Here is a 23,795-nt window from a genome sequence, read left to right on the forward strand (position 1 = left end):
TCACAATGGGAGACCTGCGATGATTAACGTACGCACTGCCCGCATGCTTGCCGATTACAAACGCTGGGCCAATCAACGCCTCTTTGACAGCCTGGCCGCACTGCCACCGGGTGAGGTCAATAAAGAGCGCGTGTCGGTGTTCAAGAACATGATCGGCACCCTGAACCACATCTACGTGGTGGACTGCATCTGGCGAGCCCACCTCGAAGGCCGAGGGCACGGCTTTAAAACTTCACACGATCTGCTGCACCCCGAACTCGCCGAGCTGCGCCTGGCGCAAAAGGACATCGATCACTGGTATTGCGACTGGAGCGAACGGCAGACCGATGCCTCACTGGATAAACCCGTCGAGTTCAGCTTTGTCTCGGGGGAAAGCGGCATCATGAGCGCCGGCGCGATACTGATGCATGTGGTCAACCACGCCAGTTATCACCGCGGCTGGGTGATCCAGATGTATTTCGAGATCCCGGTCATGCCACCGGTCACTGACCTGCCGGTATACCTGCGCGAGACCGACCCCGCTGCTTTCCAATCGATTAATGCCCCGGCAGCGGCGCCGACATGTGTTGGGCTATTCGCGAGCGCAACCAACGTTCTGCCGGATCGTTATCGTTGACCCCGTTCCAGACCATGGACAGTTCGGAGAGGACGATGTCAAACGGCGGGTCGTCGGCCCGCAGCTGACTGCTGCCTTCAATCAGCGCGCACGCCGCGTAGTCCGGCACCGTGGCCAGCATATCGGTGCCGGCCAGCAAGGCGCGCAGGCCGGCGAACTGCGGCACCGCCAGCACCACCCGGCGTGAGCGGCCGATACGTGCGAGGTCGTTGTCGATGGCACCGGTCAAATCCCCGGAAAACGACACCAGCGCATGCGGACGTTCGCAGTATTCATCCAGGGTCAGGGTGCCGGGGCGATTGTCGCCGCGCAGGATCTTCACGCTCAGGTCGCGCAACTTCTTGCGCTTGGCGTTGGCTGGCAGCTCCGTGGTGTAGCTGATCCCGACGGAAATCTCCCCGCTGGAGAGCATCGACGACATCAGCAGAAAATTCACCCGCCGCACCACCACCACAACGTTCTGCGCCTCTTCGCGTATTTGCTTGAGCAACGGAGGAAACAGGCCGAACTCGGCGTCGTCGGACAGGCCGATGCGAAACACATCGCGGCTGGTGGACGGGTCGAAATCCTTGGCCCGGCTGACCGCGCCGGAGATGGTGTCCATCGCCGGCTGCAATTCCTTGAGGATCGCCAATGCGCGCTGGGTCGGCTCCAGCACCCGACCGTTACGCACCAGCAGCGGGTCGTCGAACAGATCGCGCAACTTGGCCAGTGAGGCACTGACGGCGGGCTGACCGAGAAACAGCTTCTCCCCGGCCCGGGTCAGGTTCTTTTCGAACATCAGGGTTTCGAAAATCACCAACAGGTTCATGTCGACGCGACGCAGGTCGTTGCGGTTCATGCGGGTTTACTCGCAGGATTTCGGGGTTTTTTCAGTAAAGCACCAAACCTGTGGCGAGGGGGGTTAGCAAAACGTCGCACCGCCCCGTTCGGCTGCGGAGCAGTCGTGAATCCTGTGCACTCGGTTTACCTGAATGAACGCGGTTGCAGGTTTTGGGGCCGCTGCGCGACCCAACGGGGGCAAGCCCCCTCGCCACAGGGTTTTGTGTGCTCCCCACGCGGCCTGCGAAAAAGTGCACGCCCTTATTCGTTCCCTTGTTGAGGACCGTTCATCGCCACTGTTACATCTGACAGTATCGAACCTGCTTCCCGTTCGTGTGTGATGAGCTCGGCGGTGCCGCGAGCACTCGCTTCATCCTTACGACAACAAAAGGAATACTTTGATGAACACACTGAAAATATGGTGCTTTGCAAGTGTATTGGCCGTCACCTCGTTAAGCGGAGCGGCAATTGCAGGCGAAAACTATGCAAAAAAAGGATTGGAGTTTATTGGCCAGCAGAATATTGAAAGTCTAGGCAAACCACTTGCGCTGGATTGCTACGGGGCCGATAAGGACCATGCCGATTGTGTAAAGAAAAAGTGAAATCAGCCCCGCCCCATGCTCGATCATTTCCACGCTCCCGCGTGGGAATGCATCAAGGGACGCTCCGCGTTCCAGCTCGCAAAAGGGACGCGGAGCGTCCCGGTTGCATTCCTTTGCTGCGCGTGGGAACGATCATGCCGGGCCGGATTCGGTCAGCACTTTCCTGAACGTTTCCACCAGCGGCCGCAAGTTGATCCGGTGCCACGCGGCCCACAGCGGCGTGGTGAAGGAAATCCATGGCACTTCCCGCAGCACCACGCCGGGTGGTGCGTTGCGGCTCAGGCCTTTCTGGATCATGGCGATGCCCAGCCCCGACGCCACCAATCCCAACGCGGTGAAAGGTTCAGTGGCTTCCATGCGAATGTCCGGGGTGAAACCGGCGCGGATGCAGGCGCTGACGAAGTCGTCGCGGCTGGCGGCGTCCTGGCGCGGTTGCACGCCGATCCATTCCTGATCGGCCAGGTCTGCCGGGGTCAGTGTGGTGTGGTTAGCCAACGGATGATGTTCGGGCAGGGCCAGTAGCATCGGATCGTCCAGCACCTGAAAACCCAGCAGATCTGGATCGTCGGCGACGGGCGGTTCGCTGACCAGGGCGATATCCAGACTACGCTGACGCAGGCCTTCGAGTTGTTCGGCGGAATTGAGGTTATACAGCGCGACGTGCACGTTCGGCCGGTCAACCCGCAGCACCCGCAAGGCATTGGGCAAGACGCCGGCGTGCATAGCGTTTTCGATGTAGCCGATGCACAAGCCGCCTTCTTCGCCGCGACCGAGGCGCTTGCCCAGGGATTCCAGGCGATTGGCGTGGGTCAGCAGGGCGCGGGTTTCGGCCAGGAACGTCTGGCCATCACGGGTCAGGCGAATGCGTTGCTGGCTGCGTTCGAACAGGGTCAGCCCCAGGCGCTCTTCAAGCTGGGCGATCTGCCGGCTCAAAGGCGATTGGGAAATGTGCAGGCGTTCGGCGGCGCGACCGACGTGTTCTTCTTCGGCGACGGCGACGAAGTAGCGCAATTGGCGGATGTCGATCATGTCAGACCTATAGGGACTCAAGTGCTGCACATTATGTCTTGGACGGTCCGATCATCGCAATCTAGGATCTGCTCAACGGTCACCTCTGCTGACCCCTGACACTCAAGAGGAAAAACCCATGAGCTTGAAAGACAAACTGCCCGGCGCCCTCGGTTTCGGCACCGCCCCATTGGGCAACATGTTCCGCGCCATTCCTGAAGAAGAGGCGATGGCCACCGTCCACGCTGCCTGGGATGCCGGCGTGCGTTACTTCGACACCGCGCCGTTTTACGGTTCGGGCCTGTCGGAAATTCGTCTGGGCGCCGCGTTGGCCCAGTACAACCGCGACGACTATGTGCTGAGCAGCAAAGTCGGCCGAGTGATTCTCGATGAAGTCGAAGACGCCGCGGCCCGTGACTTGGGCGAAAAAAGCGGAGTATTCGAACACGGCCGCCCGAACAAGATCGTCAACGACTACAGCGCCGACGCCACGATGCGTTCCATCGAAGACAGCCTCAAGCGCCTGCAAACCGATCGTCTGGACATCGTCTGGGTGCATGACATCGCCCAGGACTTCTACGGCGATCAATGGCTGGAATACTTCAACCAGGCCCGCACCGGCGCCTTCAAGGTGCTGACCCGCTTGCGCGAAGAAGGCGTGATCAAGGGCTGGGGCCTGGGCGTGAACAAGGTTGAGCCGTGCGAGCTGACCCTGGATCTGACCGAAGCCCAGCCGGACGGCTTTCTGCTGGCCGGTCGCTACACGCTGCTCGACCACGACCGTGCATTGCAACGCTTGATGGACGCCGCGCTGGCGCAGAACGTCGAGATCGTGGTCGGTGGTCCTTACAGCTCGGGCATTCTGGCCGGTGGTACACACTTCGAATACCAGAAAGCCAGCCCGGCGATCATCAATAAAGTCGAGCAGATCAAGCGAATTGCTGCCGCCCATGGTGTCGACATCAAGGCCGCTGCGTTGCAATTCTCCCTGGCTAACCCGGCCGTGGCGGCAGTGATTCCAGGCTCCAGCCGTCCCGACCGGATTGCTGAAGACGTTGCCGCGATGTCGGCCGTCATTCCCGCTGCTTTCTGGCAGGCGATGCGCGAGGCGAAACTGGTGTCCGAACGTGCGCCATTGCCGATCATTGGAGGTTGAGCATGAAAATCGATCTGAGTGGAAAACTCGCCATTGTCAGCGGCAGCACCGCCGGCATTGGCCTGGGCATCAGCAAGGCGCTGGCCGAATCCGGCGCCACGGTGGTGGTGATCGGCCGCGAGACGGCCAAGGTCGAACAGGCGCTGGCAAGCATTCGCCAGAGCGTGCCGGACGCGCAGTTGCGTGGCCTGACCGCAGACCTCGGCACGGCCGAAGGTGCCGAGTTGTTGTTCGCCGCCGAACCACGGGCGGACATCCTGGTGAACAACCTCGGGATCTTCAACGACGTGGATTTCTTCGACACGCCGGACAGCGAGTGGACGCGTTTTTATGAGGTCAACGTAATCTCTGGCGTGCGCCTGTCCCGCCATTACGTGCCGGACATGGTCAAGCAGGGCTGGGGTCGGGTGATCTTCCTGTCCTCGGAATCCGGGGTCGCAACACCGGCCGACATGCTCAACTACGGCGTGACCAAAAGCGCCAACCTGGCGGTGTCCCATGGTTTGGCCAAACGGCTGGCGGGCACTGGGGTGACGGTTAATGCCATCCTGCCTGGCCCGACGTTGACCGATGGCCTGGAGCAGATGCTCAAGGACGCCACTGACAAATCGGGGCGCAGCGTTCGGGAAGAAGCCGACGCCTTCGTGCGCAAGGCTCGGCCGACCTCGATCATCCAGCGCGTGGCGGATGTCGAGGAGGTCGCGAATCTGGTGGTTTATATCGCCTCGCCGCTGTCTTCGGCCACTACTGGCGCAGCTTTACGGGTCGACGGCGGCGTCGTCGACAGCATGGCGATCTGAACCTTATTGATTGAGAGAGACTATTTCATGGCTACAGCATCAGCATTCATCGACATCCCGGCGACCACCGACCAGGTTTGGCAATTGATTGGCGGCTTTAATTCGTTGCCGGACTGGCTGCCGTTTATTCCCAAAAGCGAGCTGAGTGAAGGCGGCCGGGTGCGTAGCCTGCAAACGGCGGACGGGGCAGTGGTGGTTGAACGGTTGGAGGCGTTTGATAACGCCGGGAAGACTTACAGCTATTCGATTTTGCAGGCACCGTTTCCGGCGACTGACTATCTGGCGACTATCAGTGTTGAAGCGCAGGGGCAGGGCGCGCGGGTGACGTGGTCCGGGCGGTTTACGCCTGTCGGTGTGAGCAATAAAGAGGTTGAGGATTTGTTTGCCGGGATTTACCAGGGCGGCCTCGAAGCCCTGCGCGCCAACTACCCAGCCTGACCCTGAACTGATCGTTCCCACGCTCTGCGTGGGAATGCCTCTAGGGACGCTCCGCGTTCCAGCTCTCGAAAGGGACGCGGAGCGTCCCGGGCTGCATTCCCACGCAGAGCGTGGGAACGATCAGCTACTGAGCCTGAGCCGGCAATTTAAGCTCCGCGCACAACCCCCCCCCTTCACGATTACTCAACGTCAACGATCCCCCGATCGCCAGCGCCAGCTGCTGCGCAATCGCCAACCCCAAACCGGTCCCGCCGGTACTGCGGTTACGCGAATTCTCCACGCGATAAAACGGTTCCATCACCTGGGCCAATTCCTCCTCGGCAATCCCTGGCCCGCGGTCCATCACCTTCACCGACAAACTGCCGTCAGCCTTCGCTTCCACCCATAACTCGGCGGCGCCGGCGAACTTCAGCGCGTTGTCCGTCAGGTTCACCAGCACCCGCCGCAAGGCGTGCGGCCGGGTGTTGATCACCGCGTCGCTTTTACCGCCCAGCTGCACGTCTTTGCCCATGTCCTGATAGTCGAACACCAGGCTGTCGAGGAACGAATCCAGATTGGTGCGGCGACTTTCTTCGGTGGCGCCATGAACGCTGCGGGCATAGGCCACGCCTTCTCGCACCAGGTGTTCTATCTCGCCAAGGTCATTCCAGAGTTTGTCTTTCTCGGCGGAGTCGTCCATGAATTCGGCGCGCAGTTTCATGCGGGTGATCGGGGTTTGCAGATCGTGGGAAATCGCCGCCAGCAGTTGCATGCGTTCCTTGAGGTAAGCGGCGATGCGCGCCTGCATCGAATTGAACGCTTTGGCGGCATGCGCGACTTCGGTCGGGCCTTTTTCGTCCAGGTGCACCGCGTGGGTGTTGGGGTCCAGGGTCTCCACCGCCTGAGCCAGGCGGGTGAGAGGGCGGATGGCGATTCTCACGGCCAGCCAGGTGCAGATGAGCATCAGTGCCAGTTGCCCCAGCAACACGATGGGCAGCCACGGCGACAACGGCACCATCGAGGGCCGAATGTCGATGGTCACCGGGCTGCCGTCCGCCAGTTTCAGGTGGACCTGATAATGTTTTTCCGGCCCGGGGATGTCGGTCATCGTCATCGGGTAATCCTTGCCGATGGCCTCTTTGATCGACGTCATCGCCATCGGTGAATCGCTCATGGGCACGCCCGGCGAGCCTTCGTTCAACAAATAGCGGTAGTTGCGTCGATCCAGTTGTTGCAGCCAGCTCATGCGTTCTTCGGCCGGCAAGCGGTCGAGGATGGCGATGGAGGTCGAGACGTCGGTTTCCAGATTGCCCAGCATGGTGTTCTTCGTGCTTTGGTAGCGCTCGTAGTACTGCGCGCCGAAAGACAGCACCTGCGCGAGAATCAAGCCGATCAGGAAGATCAGCGACAGCCGCGAGGCGAGCGTGCGAGGCCAGTGCATCGAGAGGTTCATGAGGGCGCCCCGAGGACTTCCACCGGCAGCGAAAACACATAGCCTTCGCTGCGCACGGTTTTGATGTAGGCCGGTTCGCGGGCATCGTCCAGCAAGCGCTGGCGCAAGCGGCTGACCAGCAAGTCGATGGAGCGGTCGAACAGGTCGGCATCACGGCCTTGGGTCAGGTTCAGCAATTGATCGCGATTGAGTACCCGCTGAGGGTGATCGAGGAACACCCGCAGCAACCGATATTCCGCGCCACTGAGCGCGATCATCGTGCCGTCCTCATCGAGCAGGTGCCGGGCCGAGGTGTCCAGGCGCCAGCGGCCGAAGGCCAGCAAGCGACCGCTTTCGGTGACCACCAGGTTGGGCGGCAGCATTCGCGTGCGGCGCAATACGGCGTTGATTCGGGCGAGCAGTTCACGGGCGGCGAATGGCTTGACCAGGTAATCGTCGGCGCCCATTTCCAGGCCGATGATGCGGTCGGTTTCATCGTTGCGCGCGGTGAGCATCAGCACCGGCGTGGCCTTGTGTTTGCCGGCGCGCAACTCACGGCACAGCGTCAGGCCATCGTCGCCCGGCATCATGATGTCGAGCACGATCAGGTCCACCGGCGTGGATTCCAGGAAGGTGCGCATTTGCCGTCCATCCGCGACGACGGTGGTGCGCAGGCCGTTTTTCTTGAGGTAGTTGCCTACCAGTTCCCGGATCTCGCGGTCATCGTCCACGATGAGAATGTGATCGACGTGTTCCATTTGGCCAGGCCTCTGTAGATGGGGGATGTCGCGCAGTCTATCGAGCCTTGGCCCGCTCGCCCGCAGTCCTTTGTATTGCAGTGTATCTGGCCTGCCGGTGGATACACGTGGACGCAAAAACACCCATTTTCAGGGCATTTGTATCGCTCTGTATCCCGGCCCGGTTCTGATACGTACCGATTTACCCGCGCCTGTTCCCGACACAGTCGGGATACCTCGCGGGCTTCTAATAGGTTCCATCGAGGCAAATCAAACCGCCTCGGCCCACTAAACGATTGACCTATCGAAGCCTTGAGGAAACCACCATGAACACCAAAGCCGTCTACGCCGCTTGCCTGTTTGCCGCCCTGAACATCTGCACCTTGTCGGCCCGCGCCGAAGCCGATGTTTCCGCTAAAACCTACACCTACGGCACGCACCTGGACATCAAGAAAGTGGTGTCGCTGAAACAGGACGCCTCGCCTTCCTGTGGGGTGGTGGATGCCCAGCTGACTTACCTGGATTCCCATAACAAAACCCAGGTTCTGGACTATCGCAAATTGGCTGATGCCTGCAACTCGGACAACTGAGTCCTGCGCTGACCCATGGCCCATTCCATTTGAAACAGGAAGCCCATCATGAACAACGTTACCCGCTATTTGACTGCCATTGCCTTCTCCGCGGCTGGCGCCGCTGCCCATGCCAACGCTGCTGTTGAACAGAAAATCTGTGGCAGCGCTACTTGCTTTCAGCTGACGCCGGTGGCGCAGAAGGGCGGGAGCGTTTTTCTGGCAGAGGATGGTTCGAGCCGCACGCCGCAGGGCCAACAGCTGGAAAACCAGACGGCCTGAGGCCAGAACACTGATCTGTGAACACCACCGATCCAGTGTGGGAGCGGGCTTGCTCGCGAAAGCGGAGTGTCAGTCGACATGAATGTTGAATGTGCTGACCTCTTCGCGAGCAAGCCCGCTCCCACAGGGGATGTGTGGTGAGTCGTCCTCTACATTTTCAAGGTGACATCCATGTTTCTCATCGCTTTCCTGGGCGGCATATTGACCGTCCTCAGCCCTTGCATCCTCCCGGTCGTGCCGTTCCTGTTCGCCGGTGTTAAACGCACACGATCCTCGATCCCGCTCACCCTCGGCGGCATGGTCCTGACCTTCGCCCTGATTTCCAGCCTGGCCGTGGTCAGCAGCGAGTGGGTAATACACGCCAACAACACCGGCCGTCACGTCGCACTGATCGTGATGGTGCTGTTCGCCCTGTCGCTGATTTCCGCCCGTGTCGGTGACTGGCTGGCCCGTCCCTTCGTGGCGCTGGGCAACCGTCTCGATCCGGACACCCGCAAAATGTCCGGCCCGTTGAGTTCGATCATGATCGGCGTTGCCACCGGCCTGCTCTGGGCACCGTGCGCCGGACCGATCCTCGGGGTCATCCTTACGGGCGCCATGCTGCAAGGCGCAAACGCTCAAACCAGCCTGTTACTGGTGGCGTACGGCCTGGGCAGCGCATTGTCCCTGGGCACTTTGATCTTCGCCGGTCGCGGCCTGGTCAATCGCCTGAAAGCATCGATTCCGGTCACCGGTTGGCTGCGTCGTGGTACGGGTGTTGCGGTGCTGGCGGCTGCGGCGGTGATTTCCACCGGGGCCGACAAAACACTGCTGGCCGGCACTTCATCCGAAGGCGTCAGCAGCATCGAGAAAGGGCTATTGGAAACCGTACCGAAAGTCGTCGATTACTTGGTCAGCAAGGTCAGCGCAGACTCGTCCATGGACAATGCCCAAGGCGCCATGCCGTCAATTGCCGGCGCAGTGCAATGGCTTAACTCGCCAGCCCTGACCAACGAGTCCCTGAAAGGCAAAGTGGTGCTGGTGGATTTCTGGACCTACGACTGCATCAACTGCCAGCACACCTTGCCCTACGTGAAGGACTGGGCGAAGAAATACGAGAAGGATGGCCTGGTGGTGATCGGCGTCCACACCCCTGAATACGGTTTCGAGCGCATCATCGACAACGTCAAGGATCAGGTGAAAAAGCTCGGCATCACCTACCCGGTGGCCATCGACAACAACTACGCGATCTGGCGCAATTTCGACAACCAGTACTGGCCGGCTCACTACCTGATCGACGCCAAGGGGCAGGTGCGTTACACCCACTTTGGTGAAGGCCGCTACGAGACTCAGGAGAAAGTGATTCAGCAGTTGCTGGAAGAGGCTAAAGCTCCCGCCGCATAAACCTTCAAATCAATGGCTCACAGGCTGCGCGCCGTGGGCCATTGGTTTTTTCTCCTGACTGCGCCGCCACGCCGCCGGTGGCGCTCCATACTCTCGGCGAAAGGCCCGACTGAACGCCGTGTCGGTCTGGTAGCCCACCTCTTCGGCAATCCGCATCAACGAGCTGTTACTGCTGCGTAACAGGTTGGCCGCCAGCAACATCCGCCATTGCGTCAGGTACTGCATCGGCGAACTCCCCACCAGTTGCTGGAAGCGCTCCGCCAACACCGATCTTGACGTGCCGGCAGTACGCGCCAGTTCATCCAGCGTCCAGGCGTGACACGGTTTTTTGTGCAACGCGTTGAGGGCGGCGCCAACGATCCGGTCGCCCACACCCGCCAGCCAACCGGTACGACCTTCGCCCTGTTCGTGCATGTACAGGCGCAGCACCTCGATGAACAACACCTCGGCCAGTTTCGCCAGCACACCTTCGCCGCCGGGGCGGGGCGAGCGCGCTTCGGCCAGCGCATAACGGACCGACGATTCCAGCCAGATACCGGCATTCGAGCCGCGCACATTGACCCGGACCACCGCGGGTAACCCGGTCAGCAACATGCCGGCCAGACGGGTATCGCAGGCCAGATAGCCGCACACCAACCGCGTTACCGCGCCGCCACCGCCATAGCTCAATTGCCGTGGACGGCGTGCCAGCACCACGTCCAGCCGTGCACCGGTGGCCGGCGCGAGCCCAGGTTGTGAGCTCATGCGATGGGCATCTCCCTGCGGGAAAACCACCACATCGCCGGCCGTCAGCAGGAGCGGCGGATCATCACCCAGTTCGACATAACACTCGCCTTCGGTGATCAAGTGGAAGATCACCACGCGTTCGGCGCCGGGTTCCAGAAACGGCGCCGCCGTGTCGGCGCTCGGCGATTGGTAGCACCAGGGGGCAGTGAACCTGGCATTGATGAAAATCGCGCCGACCAGACGGACGACGCGCAGCGTCTGAGACAGGGCGTCCATGGTGGCTTTCCCGTGTGGGCGGCTGCTTTGGGTGGTGAGCTTGATTGTGAGCCTGTCGCCGCACAGCGTGAAATCTCCGGACGATCGGGCAGGGTTAGCCGACGATCGGACAGGACGCCAGCGTTGCTCGGCGCGATAGTTGGCACACAGGGTCAGCCGACCCTGTCATCAATAACAAGAATGAGAGGTTGCCATGCCTAAGTTCGTTATAGAACGCGAGATTCCAGGTGCTGGAACACTGTCAGAAAGGGATTTGAAAGCCGTCTCGCAAAAATCGTGCAAGGTGTTGCGCGATCTGCCAGAGGTGCAGTGGCTTCAGAGTTACGTCACCGGTGACAAGCTCTACTGCGTGTACATCGCGCCGAACGCGGAGCTCATCCGGGAACACGCCAGGCAGGGTGGTTTCCCTGCCAACAGCGTGTCCCAGGTCATGAGCATTATCGATCCCACGACGGCGGAGTAAGCGTCCGCCGGTTCCTGCTCAGTGATCCAACTCCGCCAGAGAAAGAATCCATGAGTACACCCATTGATCTTACTGCCTTGAAAAACCGTCAGATGGCCTCTTGGGCCAGCGGCGACTATGCGGTGATCGGCACCACCTTGCAGATCGTCGGCGAGCAACTGGCCGAGGCCTGCGACCTGCTTTGCGATGAACGCGTGCTCGACGTGGCCGCCGGCAACGGTAACGCGACGCTCGCTGCCGCGCGCCGTGGTTGCCATGTCACGTCGACCGACTATGTGGCCGCGCTGCTGGAACGCGGCGAAGACCGGGCCAGGGCAGAACGCCTGGACGTGATGTTTCAAGTGGCTGACGCTGAAGCCTTGCCGTTCGAGGATGCCAGCTTCGATGCCGTGCTTTCGACCTTCGGTGTGATGTTTACCCCGGATCAGCCCAAGGCGGCGGCGGAACTGGCGCGGGTTTGTCGCCCAGGAGGGCGGATTGGCCTCGCCAACTGGACGCCCGAAGGGTTTGTCGGCCAGATGTTCAAGACCCTCGGCCGCCACCTGCCGCCACCGCCGGGCGCTCAACCGCCTTCGCAGTGGGGCACCGAAGCCTGGCTGAACACGCAGTTCGACGAACGTGACTTTCTCCTCCAGGTGGCGCGCAAGACCTTCAACTTCCGTTACCGCTCGGCCGAGCATTTTATCGACACGTTCCGCACCTGGTACGGCCCGGTCCACAAAGCCTTCGCAGCGCTGCCTCCTGAAGGCGCCCAAGCGCTGGAAAACGACCTGACCGAACTGATCAACCGCATGAACAGAGCAGGAGAAAAATCGCTGGTGGTGCCGAGTGAATACCTGGAGGTGGTGATCACCCGGCGTTGACCTGGCAACACAAATCTAATGTGGGAGCGGGCTTGCTCGCGAAGGCGGAGTGTCAGTCGACAATGATGTTGCCTGACACTCCGCCTTCGCGAGCAAGCCCGCTCCCACAGGGTTATGTGGTGTCCAGTAGGGCAGTTATTCATCCAGCCGCTCGGTGTACACCACCCAAACGCTGCACGGCATTTTGTACAGCAGATGCTCCACCGTACTGCCGATCAGCCGGCCCATGCCGCGATGACCGATCCGGCCCATGACAATCACGTCAATGTCATAGGCATCGACATAGCGGGTGAGGACCTTGGCCGGGTTGCCCATGATCATGTGTCGCTGCTCCGGCGCGATGCCATTGCGCTCGGCCAGGTCGTTGAAGGCATCTTCCTGGTAATCGAATACGGTCCTGGCCTTGCCCGACGAGAAGAACGCCGAACCGTTGTCGAAGCCGAACTCGTCGGCGCTGATGGATGAAAGGTCATAGGCGTAGACCAGATCGAGCTCGGCATTACAGGCGCTCGCCAGTTTCGCCGCCTCGTGGAGGATCCGGTCGTTGAAGGTTTTGTAATGGTCATCGCGATGAAAGGGGTCGACCGCCGCGACGATCTTTTTCGGCAAGGCGTGCACGGCGTGGCTGACGAAATGCAGCGGCACCGGGCATTCGCGCAACAAGTGCACATCGAGCGGGGTAAACATCAGCCGCGACAGCAGTGATTCGTGCTCCAGCGCCTTGATCAGCACATCCATCGGCTGCTCTTTGAGGTGAATCAGGATTTCCTCCAACGGGCGTTCGACCCAGGCCACTTCGGTGGTGACATGGACCCCGATCTTGCGCAAGGGGCGGGCCTGTTCCTCAAGCCATTGGCGGTGGCGCTCGACGTAGCCCACGCGCATCTGTTCCAGGGCTTTTTCGTTGACCAGACTGGCGGTCGCCAGGCCTTCAAGGTAATCGAAGGCGACGATGTGCAGCGCCGCGTCTTCGGCCTTGGCCAGTGCAGCGGCCCTGTCGAAAGCGGGGCTGTGCTCCATCAGCGGTGATGCAACCAGCATGAAGCGGGATTGACCAGACATGACGAACCTCCCGTGGATTAGCCGCCCGACGTGCGGCTCGTGCGACGTACATCCAGGCTCTAAGTATTGACCATGATCAACCTTCCGTCCGTAAACCGGGTGCTGGCTGAGGTTCGTGCTGGTGCCGGATGCGTTGACCGGGCGCGAGGATATCCAGAACGATTACTTGGGGCCGTGGGGGAGGGCACTATTGAATGAACACTAACTGCACATGACACTAACGGCCTTTGCGGCGCGTTGCAGTTCTTGTTTAACGTCGACCGGTATCCGCTGTTTCACCAGTCGTTGCTCGAGGAATGTCTGATCGCCTCGGGTATCCACCTGAGCGTCAATAGCCGCATCCTGTGCTTCTATGGTGGCAGCGTGAGCCTCTATGACCGAATCGACCTCCGCGTCGCTCTTGGCGGCGTCGAGTGCACCAATGAGGGTTGCCACTTCGTCTTCTTCAGCCTTGCCATAGGCTTCTACGGACAGTCCGGCAGCCAACGCCCGCGCCCGGATTTCCACGCCTTTGAGCGTCTGCTTGGCCTGCCCGCACAGCAAATCGTGTTTTTGGCTTTCGACGATTTTCCATTGGAAAAAACCATAGGTCATCGTGCCGATAATCGCTACGGTCATACCACCGATCAGGATCCGTTTCATGGCTACAGTCGTGAAAGTCTGGGGATTGAGGGGGCGGTGGACATCGCTTCGTTCTCTATTCGAGGAATTGAAAGCGTAGCACCGGAACCCGGCCAAGCCCGGTCCAATGTCAATGCAAATTACAGTAGTGAAGGAGCGGCGTGTCTTCAAGATTGTAGCCTCACAGCCCTCGGCGTCCCGCTAGTTGCCGTCTGCCACTTTGCGTTCTATCTCCGCTATTTTCCGACGGAGTTCCTCAGCTTCCAGCTCTTTGGTTCGAGTTGGAGAGGGCGTATTGGTCTGATCGACGTTGACGGGCTTGCCAGACGTATCGGTGGGCGGGGCGTTTGACGTTGCTTCTGGTTCGACGTCGTTAACACTGTCATCGTTGTTCATGTCGCTGACCTCCATTGACCTGAACATTGGATTCAACGCTGTGGCTTGAGTTCGAGATTTTTTGTCGGTGTCGATCAGCTTGAGCCATGAAACCTACCGGCGGTCAGACTGCCTGAATTTTCCCGCCGGTTGGTACTCCACCGTCCGAGGAGCAGTCGCTACTTAATGGCGGTGTAATCCGCCGGGGGAACACGTAATGCCATCGGTCGAAGATTTCAGAATCCAGTCTCACGCTTTCCTGATCGAACTGGACGCCGCAACGATGGGCATGATGACGCTGGTCTCTTCCAAATGTGTTTCAGGACCAGAATGGGAAGAGGCGACCAAACGGCATCACGATGCTTACGAGATCTGGAATGCCTTTCTTAATGTCTCTCCTTCAAGCACTGACGTCGTCACTCCGTTAATTACTTCGGGCGCCGACTAAGGACGGCTGGACGAAAACACGACAACTCCCCCCGGCGATTCACCGTATCAGTGCTCTTTGACTTTCTTGATGCGGAAAATAATCAGCGCAAGGATCGCGATCGCGAGGGGCGTCATCGCCAGCATCGCCTCTCGCGGGGCCACCTCGGCGCCGAGCAGGTGCAACCCTGAGTAGCCAAGCTTGAGCAGGTTCAGCAGGTAGTAAGTAATGGCGATAATCGACAGACCTTCCACGGCGCGCTGGATCTTGATCTGAGCGTCGGCGCGGGCGTTCAGGCTTTTGAGAATTTCCGAGTTCTGTTCTTCCATTTCCACCTGAACCCGGGCTTGCAACAGGTCGCCCAGATTGGCCACGCTTTTCGCCAGGTGCTCCAGGCGTTGTTCGGTGGCGGTGCAGTACCTGACGGTGGGTTTGAAACGGCGTTCGATGAACACCCCGAGCCGCTGGCAATCGCCGACGTGACTTTCCCGCAATTCGCCCAGGCGCTCGTACACGAGTTGGGCATAGGCCTGGGTGGCACTGAAGCGGTGGCGGGTTTTCGCGGTACTGCTGACCACTTGGGCTGACAGGTTGGAGATGTCCGCCAGCAGGGCTTTCGCGTTGCCGCTGTCGGCGTCGGCGTTACGCTCGGAGAGGGTGACCAAGGTCTTGTCAAAGATATCGAGTTGCGCGCTCAAGGTCTTGGCCATGGTCAACGACAGCGAGGCCATCATGCGGTAGGTCTCGATTTCCAGCAGACGACGGATCATCCGCCCTTGGCGGTAAGCGTTGAGGCGCCGGTTGATGAACAGGATGTGGTTGTTGCCCTCCTCGCTGAGACGGAAATCGCTCCAGACCACCGCATCGCCACCGCCCACGCAGGAACCGCACGGGTCCTTGAAACCGTAGCCGGCGAGGTCCAGGCCGGCTTCGCCACGCACGACGATCTGCACCGAGTTGATCAGCTGCGGCAAATGCGCTTCGACCTTTTGCGCCAGCACCTCGGGCAGCGATGTCCAGGACAGGTCATCGCAGGATGAAGTGACCACCAGGGTCAGGGTGAAAAACTCGGCGTGGCGTTCCCATTTCAGGGCATGGCCATCGAGTTGGGTGATGCCCTGGGCGGCATGAGGATCGATCGGAGCAGGGCAGCAGCGCTCCAGCAGCGCATTGCACTCCGGCGCCCCGCCAAGGAAGGCCAGATGAAACACATGGGCCGGTTCGTCGAAATACAGCGACGGACGCGCGTGCAGTTCATTGTGCAGGGTTTGTCGTTGCGGATGCATGCTGTTCAGGCCATTGATCGACTGCTGTTGTAGGTGGGACAGGTCGATGAACTGATGAGTCACAAGCTCAAAAAAGGCGCCTTGTAATCGTGAGTCAGGCGCCCAAAATGGAAGAAACGGGTTACTTCTTGCTTGATTGCTCTCTGATCTGAGTCAGGCTAAGCCGTGGGGTTAATGCTTCAGGGTCGACCCTGACCTCAATCAAGGATGGCCGGGACATACCCAGGCAGCGTTCAAACGCCGGGGCAAATTCCGACGTGGCGCTGACCACCTCGCCATGCAGTCCATAGGCTTGGGCCAGTGCGGCGAAATCCGGGTTGTGCAATTCAGTGCCTGACACGCGTCCAGGGTAGTTGCGTTCCTGGTGCATTCTGATGGTTCCGTACATTCCGTTGTTGATCACAACGAAAATCACATGGGCGCCATATTGCGCTGCGGTCGCTATCTCCTGACCGTTCATCAAGAAGCAGCCATCCCCGGAAAACGACACCACCACTCGATCCGGGCACGTCAGTTTGGCGGCTACCGCCGCAGGAACGCCGTAGCCCATGGAACCATTGGTAGGGCCTAACTGAGTGCGGTATTGGCGGAACTGATAGAAGCGTTGAAGCCAGACGGCATAGTTTCCGGCGCCATTGGTCAGGATCGCATCGTCTGGAAGTCTGCAATTCAACCACTCAATGATTTCGGCCATTTGCACATCGCCAGGGGAGGGCGAGTGTTGCAGATTTTCGCGGTAGCTTTTGTTGAGGGTGCGCGTCCATTCACTCTTTACCGGGCTGGTCACCGCTGGAAGCTTTGCGGCTGACTGGGCAAAGGTCGACATGCTGCTGTTGATTGCTAACGCAGGTTGGTAAACCCGCCCCAGCTCCTCGATGCCTTGATGAACATGGATCAAGGTTTGCTTCGGTACCGGGATGTCCAGGGCCGCATAGCCGCCCGTTGAAACCTCACCCATTCTGGAGCCCACGACCAGCAGCAGGTCGGCGTTTTTTACCGCTGAGGACAGTTGCGCTGACGCGGCGAAACCAAGATCGCCGACATAGTTCGGGTGTCGGTTGTCGAACAGGTCCTGGCAGCGAAAGGAGGCCGCAACCGGGATGTTTTGCTGTTCAGCAAAAAGCCGGATGTCGTGCACTGACTCGGTGTCCCAGCCACTGCCACCCAGCACCATCAATGGTCGCTCTGATTGCTCAAGCAGTTGCTGCATGGCGGCCATTTGCTCGGCAGCGGGGGTCATCAATACGCGTTTGAAAGGCCCGGCGTCACTGACTTCCGCCATTTCGGTCAGCATATCTTCCGGCAATGCGACCACTACAGGCCCAGGCCTGCCATTGACCGCTCGGTGGAACGCCTGGCTGATCAGTTCGGGGAGTCTGCGGGTGTCGTCTATTTGCACGACCCATTTCGCCAAGGGGCCAAACATCTGGCGAAAATCAACTTCCTGAAAGGCTTCGCGATACTGCTGATCGCGAGCGACCTGGCCAATGAACAGAATCATCGGCGATGAATCCTGGAACGCCGTGTGAACGCCAACCGAAGCGTTCGTTGCACCCGGGCCTCGGGTCACGAAGCAAATGCCTGGCTCTCCAGTGAGCTTGCCGTAGGCTTCGGCCATATAGGCCGCCCCACCTTCCTGGCGGCACACCACCAGATCGATTTCTTCTTGCACGTCATGCAATGCATCGAGCACCGCGAGGTAGCTTTCTCCCGGAACACAAAAAGCTTTTTTGACGCCATGGATGCGTAAGGCATCCACCAAAATCTGACCTCCGCTACGACGAGAAATGGTTTTATTCATTGTTATCTCCTGAGTCGAATGGTGCGGTGTGAAAGGGTGAATCGCGCTCTTTCTGACAGGTACTGACTCGATCAATCGGAAGAACAACGGCCAACGTCTGCGCCACGAATTCTGAGCATCATCGAGAAGGGGTACAAACGATGATTGCTCAGCACTTCATTCCCTCAGCTATTGAAGTCGGGCTTCAAGTCACCCAGTGACTTTTTATGCTTCAGTCATGGCTGTAAATCGTGAAATTGCAATTTCACATAACTACCGATTAATATACGGTCCATATACATTTCATATTGGATTGAGCAGTGGGTATCGTAAAAATTTCAGAAGCCATGCACGAGAATCTGCGCGTCGCCAGCGATGCGTTGAGTCGCTCGATCAACGCACAAGCCGAGCACTGGATGCGCATCGGGATGCTTGCGGAGTTGCATCCAAACCTGGACCACAGCGACCTCTGTCGCGTGCTGATTCGTGCCGAACAGGCGGGCGGCCTCGATGTAAAACAGCTGTGTGCACTCGCCGATTGTTCGCAAAGCGCCCAGGTTGATGCCGCATCAGGAGCCAAGCCATGAAGGCCAATGTAAAGCTCAATGCCCCGGCAGAAATAGCCATGTCTCGCGCTGCGGGCGCGCTGGCCGCCGAGGTCCTGGCCATGATTGCTCCGCATGTCAAAGCGGGGGTCACCACCGACGAACTTGACCGGCTCTGTCACGACTACATCGTCAATGTGCAGAAAGCCATTCCGGGCAATGTCGGCTATCACGGCTTCCCGAAAACCGTGTGTGCCTCGGTCAACCAAGTGGTCTGCCATGGCATTCCTTCGGCCACACCGCTCAAGGATGGCGACATCGTCAATATCGACATTGCCGTGATCAAGGACGGTTGGTACGGCGACACCAGCCGCATGTACTTCGTGGGTGAGCCCGGCCCGGAGGCCCGACGTCTGGCAGAGACGACCTATGAAGCGATGTGCGCCGGTATTCGCGTCGTCCGCCCAGGCGCGACGCTGGGTGACATTGGCCATGCCATTCAGAAGGTGGCCGAAAGAGACGGGTTCAGCGTCGTGCGCGAATACTGCGGTCACGGTATCGGCAAGATTTATCACGATGAGCCGCAGGTCCTTCACTACGGCTTCCCAGGCCAGGGCCTGAAACTGAAAGCCGGCATGATCTTCACCATTGAACCCATGTTGAATGCTGGCAAACGCCATGTGAAAACCCTGGCCGATGGCTGGACCGTGGTCACCAAGGATCACTCACTCTCGGCTCAGTGGGAACATATGGTCGCGGTCACTGACGACGGCTTCGAGGTGCTGACCCGTTGGCCCGATAGTGTCGATGGGTATCCCGCCATCGTTTAGGCGCAAAATGGCGCTAGTGGTTTTGAAACCTCTACAGTTAGCATTGAGGTTTATCAACGCACCCGACGACCTGTTGGGTAACGTAACCGAGCAGGCCGAACATTGATCGAGCGACGTCAATTCAGCGGAGGCATGAAGGGGAAAAATCTCCGCTATCTGAATGAGAACCCCAACGAGAAGACTCAGGTGGTCAGGGCAGGGTTTCTGCTGCTTGAGCATTTCTCGCTGCCCGCATTCACGCAAGCACTGGATACGATAGTCACCGCGAATCTTCTGCGACCCGGGTTGTTCTCTTCCCGAACGTTCGGCTTGACCGATGAGGAAGTCATCAGTGACCTGGGCCTGGTCATTCGCCCGGATAGCCGTTTCGTTGGCTCAACGATCCAGGACCTGGACCTTCTGGTCATTTGCGGCGGCTACAGGACAGAACTCAAAGCGACGGATGAACTCATCTCCCTGTTGAGGGCTGCATCGGACCAGGGCGTCATTCTGGCCGGGTTGTGGAATGGCGCATGGTTCCTGGGAAGGGCAGGCTTGCTGGACGGATATCGTTGTGCGATTCACCCCGAACATCGCCCCGCGCTCGCGGAAATCTCCAAGGCGACGCATGTCACCAGTGAGCCCTACGTCATCGATCGAGACCGGCTCACGGCCTCGAGTCCCTCGGGGGCGTTCCACATGGCGCTGGATTGGATCAAAAGCTTGCACGACAAAGCCCTCGTCGAGGGGATTGAAGACATCCTGGCTTTCGAGGAGTCGCGTTATCGGCGGATAAAACCGACTGAAAATATCTGTGTGAGCGCGCCATTACGCGAAGTGGTGAAGCTGATGGATGCCAACCTCGAAGAGCCTCTGGAACTGGAGCAGTTGGCGGTTTACGCCGGCCGTTCGCGTCGACAACTCGAGCGCTTGTTCAAGGAGCAACTGGGCACAACGCCGCAACGCTATTACATGGAATTGCGGATCACCGAAGCGCGTCGGCTGCTCCAGCACACCGAACTGTCCCAGGTGGACGTATTGGTGGCTTGTGGCTTTGTATCGCCCAGCCATTTCAGCAAGTGTTACAGCTCGTACTTCGGCTACAGGCCTTCCAAGGAAAAGCGACTGGTCAAGTAGCAATGCTGCCGACCGGTAAGCGCCGAAGCGCTCATGCAGTGGTATGAAGAACGACAGCGCAAGTAGCCCTCAAACCTCTCACCGGCAACCGATGGGCTGAATCTTTCGGCGCTCGTTGACCACTGCCGTGCTATTGCGCAACGTCAACTCAAACGGCAATACCACCTGACGTTGTGCAATCGACCGTCCAGCGATTGATGGCGGCCGGAGGTGATCAACTGCCTTTCGAAAACAGACCGAAAAAACAGCCGAGGCCTTTAGGGGCATCGGTTTTTTTTTGTGCCGTCCCGGCGCGACGGCATCCGAACTAACTCGTCCGGGTTCTTGCAGACGGGGAAATCCCTGCTTAACTCTGAACCAATGGTCAAACCGTGACTAGGTGGTCACGGAGGCCATCCGGGCACCGTCATGCTGTGCGCTTAGTTCAAATTGGTACAAGGAAAAGTAACATGATGCCGAAAACTGCCATCGTCGAGATCTGCGGGAAGTACAAGGTTTATACCGAGCACTATCTCAACAGCGCCGCTAACAAGACCATCATTCTGGTCAACGGCTCATTGGCAACAACAGCATCCTTTGCTCAAACGGTGCGTTACCTGCAACCACGATTCAATGTGGTCCTCTACGACCAGCCCTACGCCGGTCAGTCGAAGCAACACAACCTCCACGGCCAACCGATCCGAAAGGAAGACGAGGCAGCGATTCTGCTGGAATTGATCGAACACTTTTGTGTACACCATGTACTGTCCTTTTCCTGGGGCGGTGCGGCTACCTTGTTGGCGCTGGCCCAGCAGCCGCGACGAATCGAGAAAGCGGTGATCAGTTCATTCGCCGCACGGGTCAATGCGCCGATGCGCGATTACCTGGAGCGCGGCCTGAACCATCTCCAGGCGTGTGACCGTCTCAATGTCAGTCGCTTGATCAACAGCACGATCGGCAAGCACCTGCCATCGCTGTTCAAACGCTTTAATGACCGTCATGTCAGCAGCCTGGCCGAGCACGAGTACCGGCAGATGCATTTTCACGTCAATGAGGTGCTGACCCAAGACACCCATTGCTATGTCGCCTGTGCCAATGCGATCGAAATCCCGCTGCTGTTTGTCAACGGCGAATGGGATGAGTACACCTCGGTAGAAGACGCCCGGATTTTTGCCGATCATGCCCCTCAGTCCTGTTTCCATACCATCAAGAACACCGGGCATTTCCTCGATATGGAACACCCGGCGGCCTTGCATGACACCCGCCAGGCCTTGCTCGGTTTTCTGGATCCGGCTTGCAGGAAGCAGGGCCGTGTTGCCTCAGATATCCAGGTCAATTACGTATGAGCCATTGAATTCCGGGTTTTCATTAACGCCGTTTTTTGCATAACCCCGGGCATTGCAAATGACCCGGGTTTTGCCCACCGCGTAGTCAAAGCTCCCATGGGTATGGCCATGTAGCCAAAGCGCCGGTTGCCAGACGTTGATCCGGTCTTCGAGGTCTGAAACAAAACTCGCGTTAATCGGCGAATTCTCAAACAGCGGGCTTATGCTCAACCGTGTCGGTGCGAAATGCGAAACCACCACCGTGGGCGTCGTTCTGTCGCGGGTGAAGCAGTCTTCCAGCCAGGCGACTGTCTGCAAAAAAACCAGTTGGGAAACTGCCGGGCTGAACAGGTCTGGAAAATCGGGCGAGATTTTTATGTGGGTGAAGTCCCGCATGAGCTTCGTCGCCAGATCGACGCCCTGTGCCCGATCCTCTGCAGAATCGAAAAGACGATAGTCAGACCACAGGGTGCAACCCAAAAACCGCACGCCGTTGTGGAGATACTCCGAGCGTTCCAATACGTGGATCTGTGTCCCTTGCGACAACCTGTTCAAGTGTTCGTAGGTAGAAATCAGGTCACTGCCATAAAACTCGTGATTCCCTGCCACGTACACCACCGGAAGAGGGCACGATTTGGCCCACTCAATGGCCGCAACCGGACGAGCGATGTCTCCGGCGAGAACGACAATGTCGGCATCCACATCGGGAAAAGGTAACGCGTTGACGGACAAGTGGATGTCTGACAGCAAGGCGATGCGCATGGATCGACTCCTACCTGCTTTGAATGTCAGCCCATTCTACTGACAAGTTGATAACCTCCTGCCACACCTTCTTTTCGTTGCAGCCAGAGGTGCTGGCGTTGCAGAACCGAAGTGTTACTACGTGGCCGGGGAGTGGGACTTTGTGCTGGTGCTGGCGGTTCGAGACGCTGGTATCCATGAGCAACGTCAAGGTGGGGTTGCAGGTTGATTGAAGAGTAGATCTGGAGGGGAGAGCAGCTCAACGACGGCAGCTTCTATTTGATCTGCGCACCTCGCGCCTTTAACAACTCCCGCAATACCGACCGATGGCAATGCGCTTCCTCTTCGCAATAACAGCCAATGGCCAGTGACGTCTGGTGGGACAACGCCGCCAACAAATCGAGCAATTGGCTGGGCGCCGGGTGGTTCATTTCGGTTTTGAACTTGCGCTTGAAGGCTTCCCACGCCTTGTCGTCTTCTGCCGCTTTGGCTTCTGCGACCAGCTCGGCGCTGGGAGACAGCAGCGGCTGCCACACGTCATAAAAATCCCGACGGGCAAACTCGGCTTTCGGCACGCCCCGCGGCGGGCGACGCACCGTGCCCAGGCGCAGGCCTTCATTGGCAGCGCGCGGAGAGCCGAGGCGCACGATATGGATGGGCATGCTCTGCCTTCCTTTATTACCGCGAGTTTTCGAACCACTCCAGCGCCGTGCGCCAGATGCAGATCCCCAGGAAGTAAGCCGACATCAGCAGCCAAAGCCCCATCACCATCGGGTTGATCACCGGATGGTTGACCACCAGCGACAAGCTGCACAGCAGCCAGATGGCCGTCACGGCGATGTTGATCGGCATGAACTTGCGCACGCGAAACGGGTGGAGGAACTTCATCCGGGTCACGGTCAACAGCGCCAGGCCGATGATGGTGAGCAAAGTGATCCACGGCGACGGGGCGATGATGTACAGGCACAGGGCTACCACGTTCCACGCGGCGGGGAAGCCCTGGAAGTAGTTGTCTTTGCTCTTCATGTTGACGTTGCAGAAGCAAAACAGCGACGAGACCAGAATCAGCGACACGGACAGCAGCAGCGTGTAGTCCGGCAAGGGGATGTAACGATAAATGAACAGCGCGGGGATAAACACGTACGTCAGGTAGTCGATGACCAGATCGAGGATCGAGCCATCGAAACTTGGCAGTACCGACTGGACATTGACCTTGCGTGCCAACGCGCCATCCAGCCCATCGACGATCAGGGCGACGCCCAGCCACAGCAGGCAGTTTGTGGCCTGGTTTTCCAGCAGTGCAAGGGTCGCGAGGAAGGCAGTGACCACGCCGGTGGCGGTAAAACCATGGGCGCCCCATGCTTTTAGCCTGGCGATGTGTAGGGTCGATATCACGGGGGCGTTCTCCAGAAAGTGAAGCAAGCCTGTTATCACCCCTTCAATGGGGGTGTCGGCAAACCAAGTCAGGTTGCATGTATCGACCGGGAATCCGGGGATAAGGTTCACCCTCTGTAAATCTTAGCTGGGCCGCAAAAAAATGACCCGGATAAATCCGG

At 58.9% G+C, this 23,795-nt stretch carries 28 protein-coding genes; 15 read left to right on the forward strand and 13 right to left on the reverse strand.

Going from position 1 to position 23,795, the window contains the following annotated elements; translation table 11 throughout:
- The first annotated feature begins 19 nt into the window (after window positions 1-19).
- On the forward strand, window positions 20-616 hold the full coding sequence (locus KW848_RS05265; protein WP_134098780.1) for a DinB family protein: 597 nt from the start codon (window positions 20-22) through the stop codon (window positions 614-616).
- Here the strand turns inward: KW848_RS05265 and KW848_RS05270 are convergent.
- Complete coding sequence (locus KW848_RS05270) at window positions 537-1,457, reverse strand: LysR substrate-binding domain-containing protein (RefSeq protein ID WP_218536218.1); 921 nt, start codon at window positions 1,455-1,457, stop codon at window positions 537-539. The two genes, KW848_RS05265 and KW848_RS05270, sit on opposite strands and share 80 nt — an antisense overlap.
- A gap of 382 nt (window positions 1,458-1,839) precedes the next feature.
- Here KW848_RS05270 and KW848_RS05275 point away from each other — a divergent pair, with 382 nt between their 5' ends.
- Window positions 1,840-2,040 carry a hypothetical protein gene (locus tag KW848_RS05275; RefSeq protein ID WP_218536219.1) on the forward strand — a complete coding sequence of 67 codons (201 nt, stop codon included), beginning with the start codon at window positions 1,840-1,842 and terminating at the stop codon, window positions 2,038-2,040.
- A 132-nt stretch (window positions 2,041-2,172) separates the two neighbouring features.
- Here KW848_RS05275 and KW848_RS05280 read toward each other — a convergent pair whose 3' ends face one another.
- Complete coding sequence (locus KW848_RS05280) at window positions 2,173-3,069, reverse strand: LysR substrate-binding domain-containing protein (RefSeq protein WP_218536222.1); 897 nt, start codon at window positions 3,067-3,069, stop codon at window positions 2,173-2,175.
- Between the two features lie 118 nt (window positions 3,070-3,187).
- On the opposite strand from KW848_RS05280, the gene KW848_RS05285 reads away from it, so the two are divergent.
- From KW848_RS05285 to KW848_RS05295, 3 genes are read left to right on the forward strand one after another with little or no spacing between them, the layout of a single operon-like run.
- Entirely contained in the window at window positions 3,188-4,204 is a 1,017-nt protein-coding gene (locus tag KW848_RS05285) for an aldo/keto reductase (protein ID WP_218536225.1), read from the forward strand.
- A gap of 2 nt (window positions 4,205-4,206) precedes the next feature.
- Window positions 4,207-5,004, forward strand: a complete 798-nt coding sequence (locus KW848_RS05290) for an SDR family NAD(P)-dependent oxidoreductase (protein ID WP_218536227.1) — start codon at window positions 4,207-4,209, stop codon at window positions 5,002-5,004.
- Between the two features lie 27 nt (window positions 5,005-5,031).
- Window positions 5,032-5,442 carry an SRPBCC family protein gene (locus KW848_RS05295; RefSeq protein ID WP_218536229.1) on the forward strand — a complete coding sequence of 137 codons (411 nt, stop codon included), beginning with the start codon at window positions 5,032-5,034 and terminating at the stop codon, window positions 5,440-5,442.
- A gap of 124 nt (window positions 5,443-5,566) precedes the next feature.
- Here the strand turns inward: KW848_RS05295 and KW848_RS05300 are convergent, their stop codons facing one another.
- Complete coding sequence (locus tag KW848_RS05300; RefSeq protein WP_192410718.1) at window positions 5,567-6,874, reverse strand: HAMP domain-containing sensor histidine kinase; 1,308 nt, start codon at window positions 6,872-6,874, stop codon at window positions 5,567-5,569.
- Window positions 6,871-7,611 carry a response regulator gene (locus tag KW848_RS05305; protein WP_218536231.1) on the reverse strand — a complete coding sequence of 247 codons (741 nt, stop codon included), beginning with the start codon at window positions 7,609-7,611 and terminating at the stop codon, window positions 6,871-6,873. The genes KW848_RS05300 and KW848_RS05305 overlap by 4 nt, the downstream gene beginning before the upstream one ends.
- A 305-nt stretch (window positions 7,612-7,916) precedes the next feature.
- On the opposite strand from KW848_RS05305, the gene KW848_RS05310 reads away from it, so the two are divergent.
- From KW848_RS05310 to KW848_RS05320, 3 genes are all read left to right on the forward strand, one after another.
- The gene (locus KW848_RS05310; protein ID WP_111448762.1) at window positions 7,917-8,180 is read left to right on the forward strand and encodes a DUF2790 domain-containing protein; all 264 of its coding nucleotides are present in this window, start codon (window positions 7,917-7,919) and stop codon (window positions 8,178-8,180) included.
- A 48-nt stretch (window positions 8,181-8,228) separates the two neighbouring features.
- Complete coding sequence (locus tag KW848_RS05315; protein WP_218536232.1) at window positions 8,229-8,441, forward strand: hypothetical protein; 213 nt, start codon at window positions 8,229-8,231, stop codon at window positions 8,439-8,441.
- Between the two features lie 171 nt (window positions 8,442-8,612).
- Window positions 8,613-9,824 (forward strand): cytochrome c biogenesis protein DipZ, encoded by a 1,212-nt coding sequence (locus KW848_RS05320; RefSeq protein WP_218536233.1) that lies wholly within the window; start codon window positions 8,613-8,615, stop codon window positions 9,822-9,824.
- A gap of 9 nt (window positions 9,825-9,833) precedes the next feature.
- On the opposite strand, the gene KW848_RS05325 is transcribed toward KW848_RS05320, so the two are convergent.
- Window positions 9,834-10,826 (reverse strand): AraC family transcriptional regulator, encoded by a 993-nt coding sequence (locus KW848_RS05325; protein ID WP_192410721.1) that lies wholly within the window; start codon window positions 10,824-10,826, stop codon window positions 9,834-9,836.
- A 193-nt stretch (window positions 10,827-11,019) separates the two neighbouring features.
- Between KW848_RS05325 and KW848_RS05330 the strand changes: the two genes are divergently transcribed.
- Together KW848_RS05330 and KW848_RS05335 are read left to right on the forward strand one after the other, a co-directional pair.
- The gene (locus tag KW848_RS05330; protein WP_008156937.1) at window positions 11,020-11,289 is read left to right on the forward strand and encodes a DUF4242 domain-containing protein; all 270 of its coding nucleotides are present in this window, start codon (window positions 11,020-11,022) and stop codon (window positions 11,287-11,289) included.
- A 50-nt stretch (window positions 11,290-11,339) separates the two neighbouring features.
- Complete coding sequence (locus KW848_RS05335; RefSeq protein ID WP_111448758.1) at window positions 11,340-12,152, forward strand: class I SAM-dependent methyltransferase; 813 nt, start codon at window positions 11,340-11,342, stop codon at window positions 12,150-12,152.
- 135 nt (window positions 12,153-12,287) lie between these two features.
- On the opposite strand, the gene KW848_RS05340 is transcribed toward KW848_RS05335, so the two are convergent.
- The 3 genes from KW848_RS05340 to KW848_RS05350 all read right to left on the reverse strand — a co-directional run bounded on the left by KW848_RS05340 (window position 12,288) and on the right by KW848_RS05350 (window position 14,231).
- Window positions 12,288-13,214 carry a universal stress protein gene (locus tag KW848_RS05340; protein WP_192410723.1) on the reverse strand — a complete coding sequence of 309 codons (927 nt, stop codon included), beginning with the start codon at window positions 13,212-13,214 and terminating at the stop codon, window positions 12,288-12,290.
- Between the two features lie 201 nt (window positions 13,215-13,415).
- Entirely contained in the window at window positions 13,416-13,856 is a 441-nt protein-coding gene (locus KW848_RS05345; protein WP_218536234.1) for a hypothetical protein, read from the reverse strand.
- A gap of 180 nt (window positions 13,857-14,036) precedes the next feature.
- On the reverse strand, window positions 14,037-14,231 hold the full coding sequence (locus tag KW848_RS05350) for a hypothetical protein (protein ID WP_111448755.1): 195 nt from the start codon (window positions 14,229-14,231) through the stop codon (window positions 14,037-14,039).
- Window positions 14,232-14,427: 196 nt separating this feature from the next.
- Here KW848_RS05350 and KW848_RS05355 point away from each other — a divergent pair, with 196 nt between their 5' ends.
- A complete protein-coding gene (locus KW848_RS05355; RefSeq protein ID WP_192410725.1) occupies window positions 14,428-14,658 on the forward strand; it encodes a hypothetical protein in 231 nt (76 codons plus the stop codon).
- 47 nt (window positions 14,659-14,705) lie between these two features.
- On the opposite strand, the gene KW848_RS05360 is transcribed toward KW848_RS05355, so the two are convergent.
- Window positions 14,706-15,923 carry a DUF3422 domain-containing protein gene (locus KW848_RS05360; RefSeq protein ID WP_218536272.1) on the reverse strand — a complete coding sequence of 406 codons (1,218 nt, stop codon included), beginning with the start codon at window positions 15,921-15,923 and terminating at the stop codon, window positions 14,706-14,708.
- Between the two features lie 121 nt (window positions 15,924-16,044).
- Complete coding sequence (locus KW848_RS05365; RefSeq protein WP_218536235.1) at window positions 16,045-17,724, reverse strand: thiamine pyrophosphate-binding protein; 1,680 nt, start codon at window positions 17,722-17,724, stop codon at window positions 16,045-16,047.
- Window positions 17,725-18,023: 299 nt separating this feature from the next.
- On the opposite strand from KW848_RS05365, the gene KW848_RS05370 reads away from it, so the two are divergent.
- From KW848_RS05370 to KW848_RS05385, 4 genes are all read left to right on the forward strand, one after another.
- Complete coding sequence (locus KW848_RS05370) at window positions 18,024-18,290, forward strand: ParD-like family protein (protein ID WP_218536236.1); 267 nt, start codon at window positions 18,024-18,026, stop codon at window positions 18,288-18,290.
- Window positions 18,287-19,078 (forward strand): type I methionyl aminopeptidase, encoded by a 792-nt coding sequence (gene map / locus KW848_RS05375; RefSeq protein WP_218536237.1) that lies wholly within the window; start codon window positions 18,287-18,289, stop codon window positions 19,076-19,078. The genes KW848_RS05370 and map overlap by 4 nt, the downstream gene beginning before the upstream one ends.
- Window positions 19,079-19,180: 102 nt before the next feature.
- On the forward strand, window positions 19,181-20,194 hold the full coding sequence (locus KW848_RS05380) for a GlxA family transcriptional regulator (protein ID WP_218536238.1): 1,014 nt from the start codon (window positions 19,181-19,183) through the stop codon (window positions 20,192-20,194).
- Window positions 20,195-20,643: 449 nt separating this feature from the next.
- Window positions 20,644-21,519 carry an alpha/beta fold hydrolase gene (locus tag KW848_RS05385; RefSeq protein WP_218536239.1) on the forward strand — a complete coding sequence of 292 codons (876 nt, stop codon included), beginning with the start codon at window positions 20,644-20,646 and terminating at the stop codon, window positions 21,517-21,519.
- On the opposite strand, the gene KW848_RS05390 is transcribed toward KW848_RS05385, so the two are convergent.
- The 3 genes from KW848_RS05390 to pcsA all read right to left on the reverse strand — a co-directional run bounded on the left by KW848_RS05390 (window position 21,493) and on the right by pcsA (window position 23,634).
- Window positions 21,493-22,260 carry a metallophosphoesterase gene (locus KW848_RS05390; protein WP_218536240.1) on the reverse strand — a complete coding sequence of 256 codons (768 nt, stop codon included), beginning with the start codon at window positions 22,258-22,260 and terminating at the stop codon, window positions 21,493-21,495. The genes KW848_RS05385 and KW848_RS05390 overlap by 27 nt on opposite strands.
- 254 nt (window positions 22,261-22,514) lie before the next feature.
- Window positions 22,515-22,901 (reverse strand): DUF488 domain-containing protein, encoded by a 387-nt coding sequence (locus tag KW848_RS05395; protein ID WP_218536241.1) that lies wholly within the window; start codon window positions 22,899-22,901, stop codon window positions 22,515-22,517.
- Between the two features lie 16 nt (window positions 22,902-22,917).
- Window positions 22,918-23,634 carry a phosphatidylcholine synthase gene (gene pcsA, locus KW848_RS05400; protein ID WP_111448744.1) on the reverse strand — a complete coding sequence of 239 codons (717 nt, stop codon included), beginning with the start codon at window positions 23,632-23,634 and terminating at the stop codon, window positions 22,918-22,920.
- Between the last annotated feature and the right edge of the window lie 161 nt (window positions 23,635-23,795).

The organism is Pseudomonas sp. PDM25 (assembly GCF_019219045.1).
GTDB lineage: Bacteria > Pseudomonadota > Gammaproteobacteria > Pseudomonadales > Pseudomonadaceae > Aquipseudomonas.

Excerpts from the sequence above, each read along its gene's own strand:
- KW848_RS05265 (WP_134098780.1), top strand. The coding sequence starts at position 20 with ATGATTAACGTACGCACTGCCCGCATGCTTGCCGATTACAAACGCTGG.
- KW848_RS05270 (WP_218536218.1), bottom strand. The coding sequence starts at position 1,457 with ATGAACCGCAACGACCTGCGTCGCGTCGACATGAACCTGTTGGTGATT.
- KW848_RS05275 (WP_218536219.1), top strand. The coding sequence starts at position 1,840 with ATGAACACACTGAAAATATGGTGCTTTGCAAGTGTATTGGCCGTCACC.
- KW848_RS05280 (WP_218536222.1), bottom strand. The coding sequence starts at position 3,069 with ATGATCGACATCCGCCAATTGCGCTACTTCGTCGCCGTCGCCGAAGAA.
- KW848_RS05285 (WP_218536225.1), top strand. The coding sequence starts at position 3,188 with ATGAGCTTGAAAGACAAACTGCCCGGCGCCCTCGGTTTCGGCACCGCC.
- KW848_RS05290 (WP_218536227.1), top strand. The coding sequence starts at position 4,207 with ATGAAAATCGATCTGAGTGGAAAACTCGCCATTGTCAGCGGCAGCACC.
- KW848_RS05295 (WP_218536229.1), top strand. The coding sequence starts at position 5,032 with ATGGCTACAGCATCAGCATTCATCGACATCCCGGCGACCACCGACCAG.
- KW848_RS05300 (WP_192410718.1), bottom strand. The coding sequence starts at position 6,874 with ATGAACCTCTCGATGCACTGGCCTCGCACGCTCGCCTCGCGGCTGTCG.
- KW848_RS05305 (WP_218536231.1), bottom strand. The coding sequence starts at position 7,611 with ATGGAACACGTCGATCACATTCTCATCGTGGACGATGACCGCGAGATC.
- KW848_RS05310 (WP_111448762.1), top strand. The coding sequence starts at position 7,917 with ATGAACACCAAAGCCGTCTACGCCGCTTGCCTGTTTGCCGCCCTGAAC.
- KW848_RS05315 (WP_218536232.1), top strand. The coding sequence starts at position 8,229 with ATGAACAACGTTACCCGCTATTTGACTGCCATTGCCTTCTCCGCGGCT.
- KW848_RS05320 (WP_218536233.1), top strand. The coding sequence starts at position 8,613 with ATGTTTCTCATCGCTTTCCTGGGCGGCATATTGACCGTCCTCAGCCCT.
- KW848_RS05325 (WP_192410721.1), bottom strand. The coding sequence starts at position 10,826 with ATGGACGCCCTGTCTCAGACGCTGCGCGTCGTCCGTCTGGTCGGCGCG.
- KW848_RS05330 (WP_008156937.1), top strand. The coding sequence starts at position 11,020 with ATGCCTAAGTTCGTTATAGAACGCGAGATTCCAGGTGCTGGAACACTG.
- KW848_RS05335 (WP_111448758.1), top strand. The coding sequence starts at position 11,340 with ATGAGTACACCCATTGATCTTACTGCCTTGAAAAACCGTCAGATGGCC.
- KW848_RS05340 (WP_192410723.1), bottom strand. The coding sequence starts at position 13,214 with ATGTCTGGTCAATCCCGCTTCATGCTGGTTGCATCACCGCTGATGGAG.
- KW848_RS05345 (WP_218536234.1), bottom strand. The coding sequence starts at position 13,856 with ATGAAACGGATCCTGATCGGTGGTATGACCGTAGCGATTATCGGCACG.
- KW848_RS05350 (WP_111448755.1), bottom strand. The coding sequence starts at position 14,231 with ATGAACAACGATGACAGTGTTAACGACGTCGAACCAGAAGCAACGTCA.
- KW848_RS05355 (WP_192410725.1), top strand. The coding sequence starts at position 14,428 with ATGCCATCGGTCGAAGATTTCAGAATCCAGTCTCACGCTTTCCTGATC.
- KW848_RS05360 (WP_218536272.1), bottom strand. The coding sequence starts at position 15,923 with ATGCATCCGCAACGACAAACCCTGCACAATGAACTGCACGCGCGTCCG.
- KW848_RS05365 (WP_218536235.1), bottom strand. The coding sequence starts at position 17,724 with ATGAATAAAACCATTTCTCGTCGTAGCGGAGGTCAGATTTTGGTGGAT.
- map (WP_218536237.1), top strand. The coding sequence starts at position 18,287 with ATGAAGGCCAATGTAAAGCTCAATGCCCCGGCAGAAATAGCCATGTCT.
- KW848_RS05385 (WP_218536239.1), top strand. The coding sequence starts at position 20,644 with ATGATGCCGAAAACTGCCATCGTCGAGATCTGCGGGAAGTACAAGGTT.
- KW848_RS05390 (WP_218536240.1), bottom strand. The coding sequence starts at position 22,260 with ATGCGCATCGCCTTGCTGTCAGACATCCACTTGTCCGTCAACGCGTTA.
- KW848_RS05395 (WP_218536241.1), bottom strand. The coding sequence starts at position 22,901 with ATGCCCATCCATATCGTGCGCCTCGGCTCTCCGCGCGCTGCCAATGAA.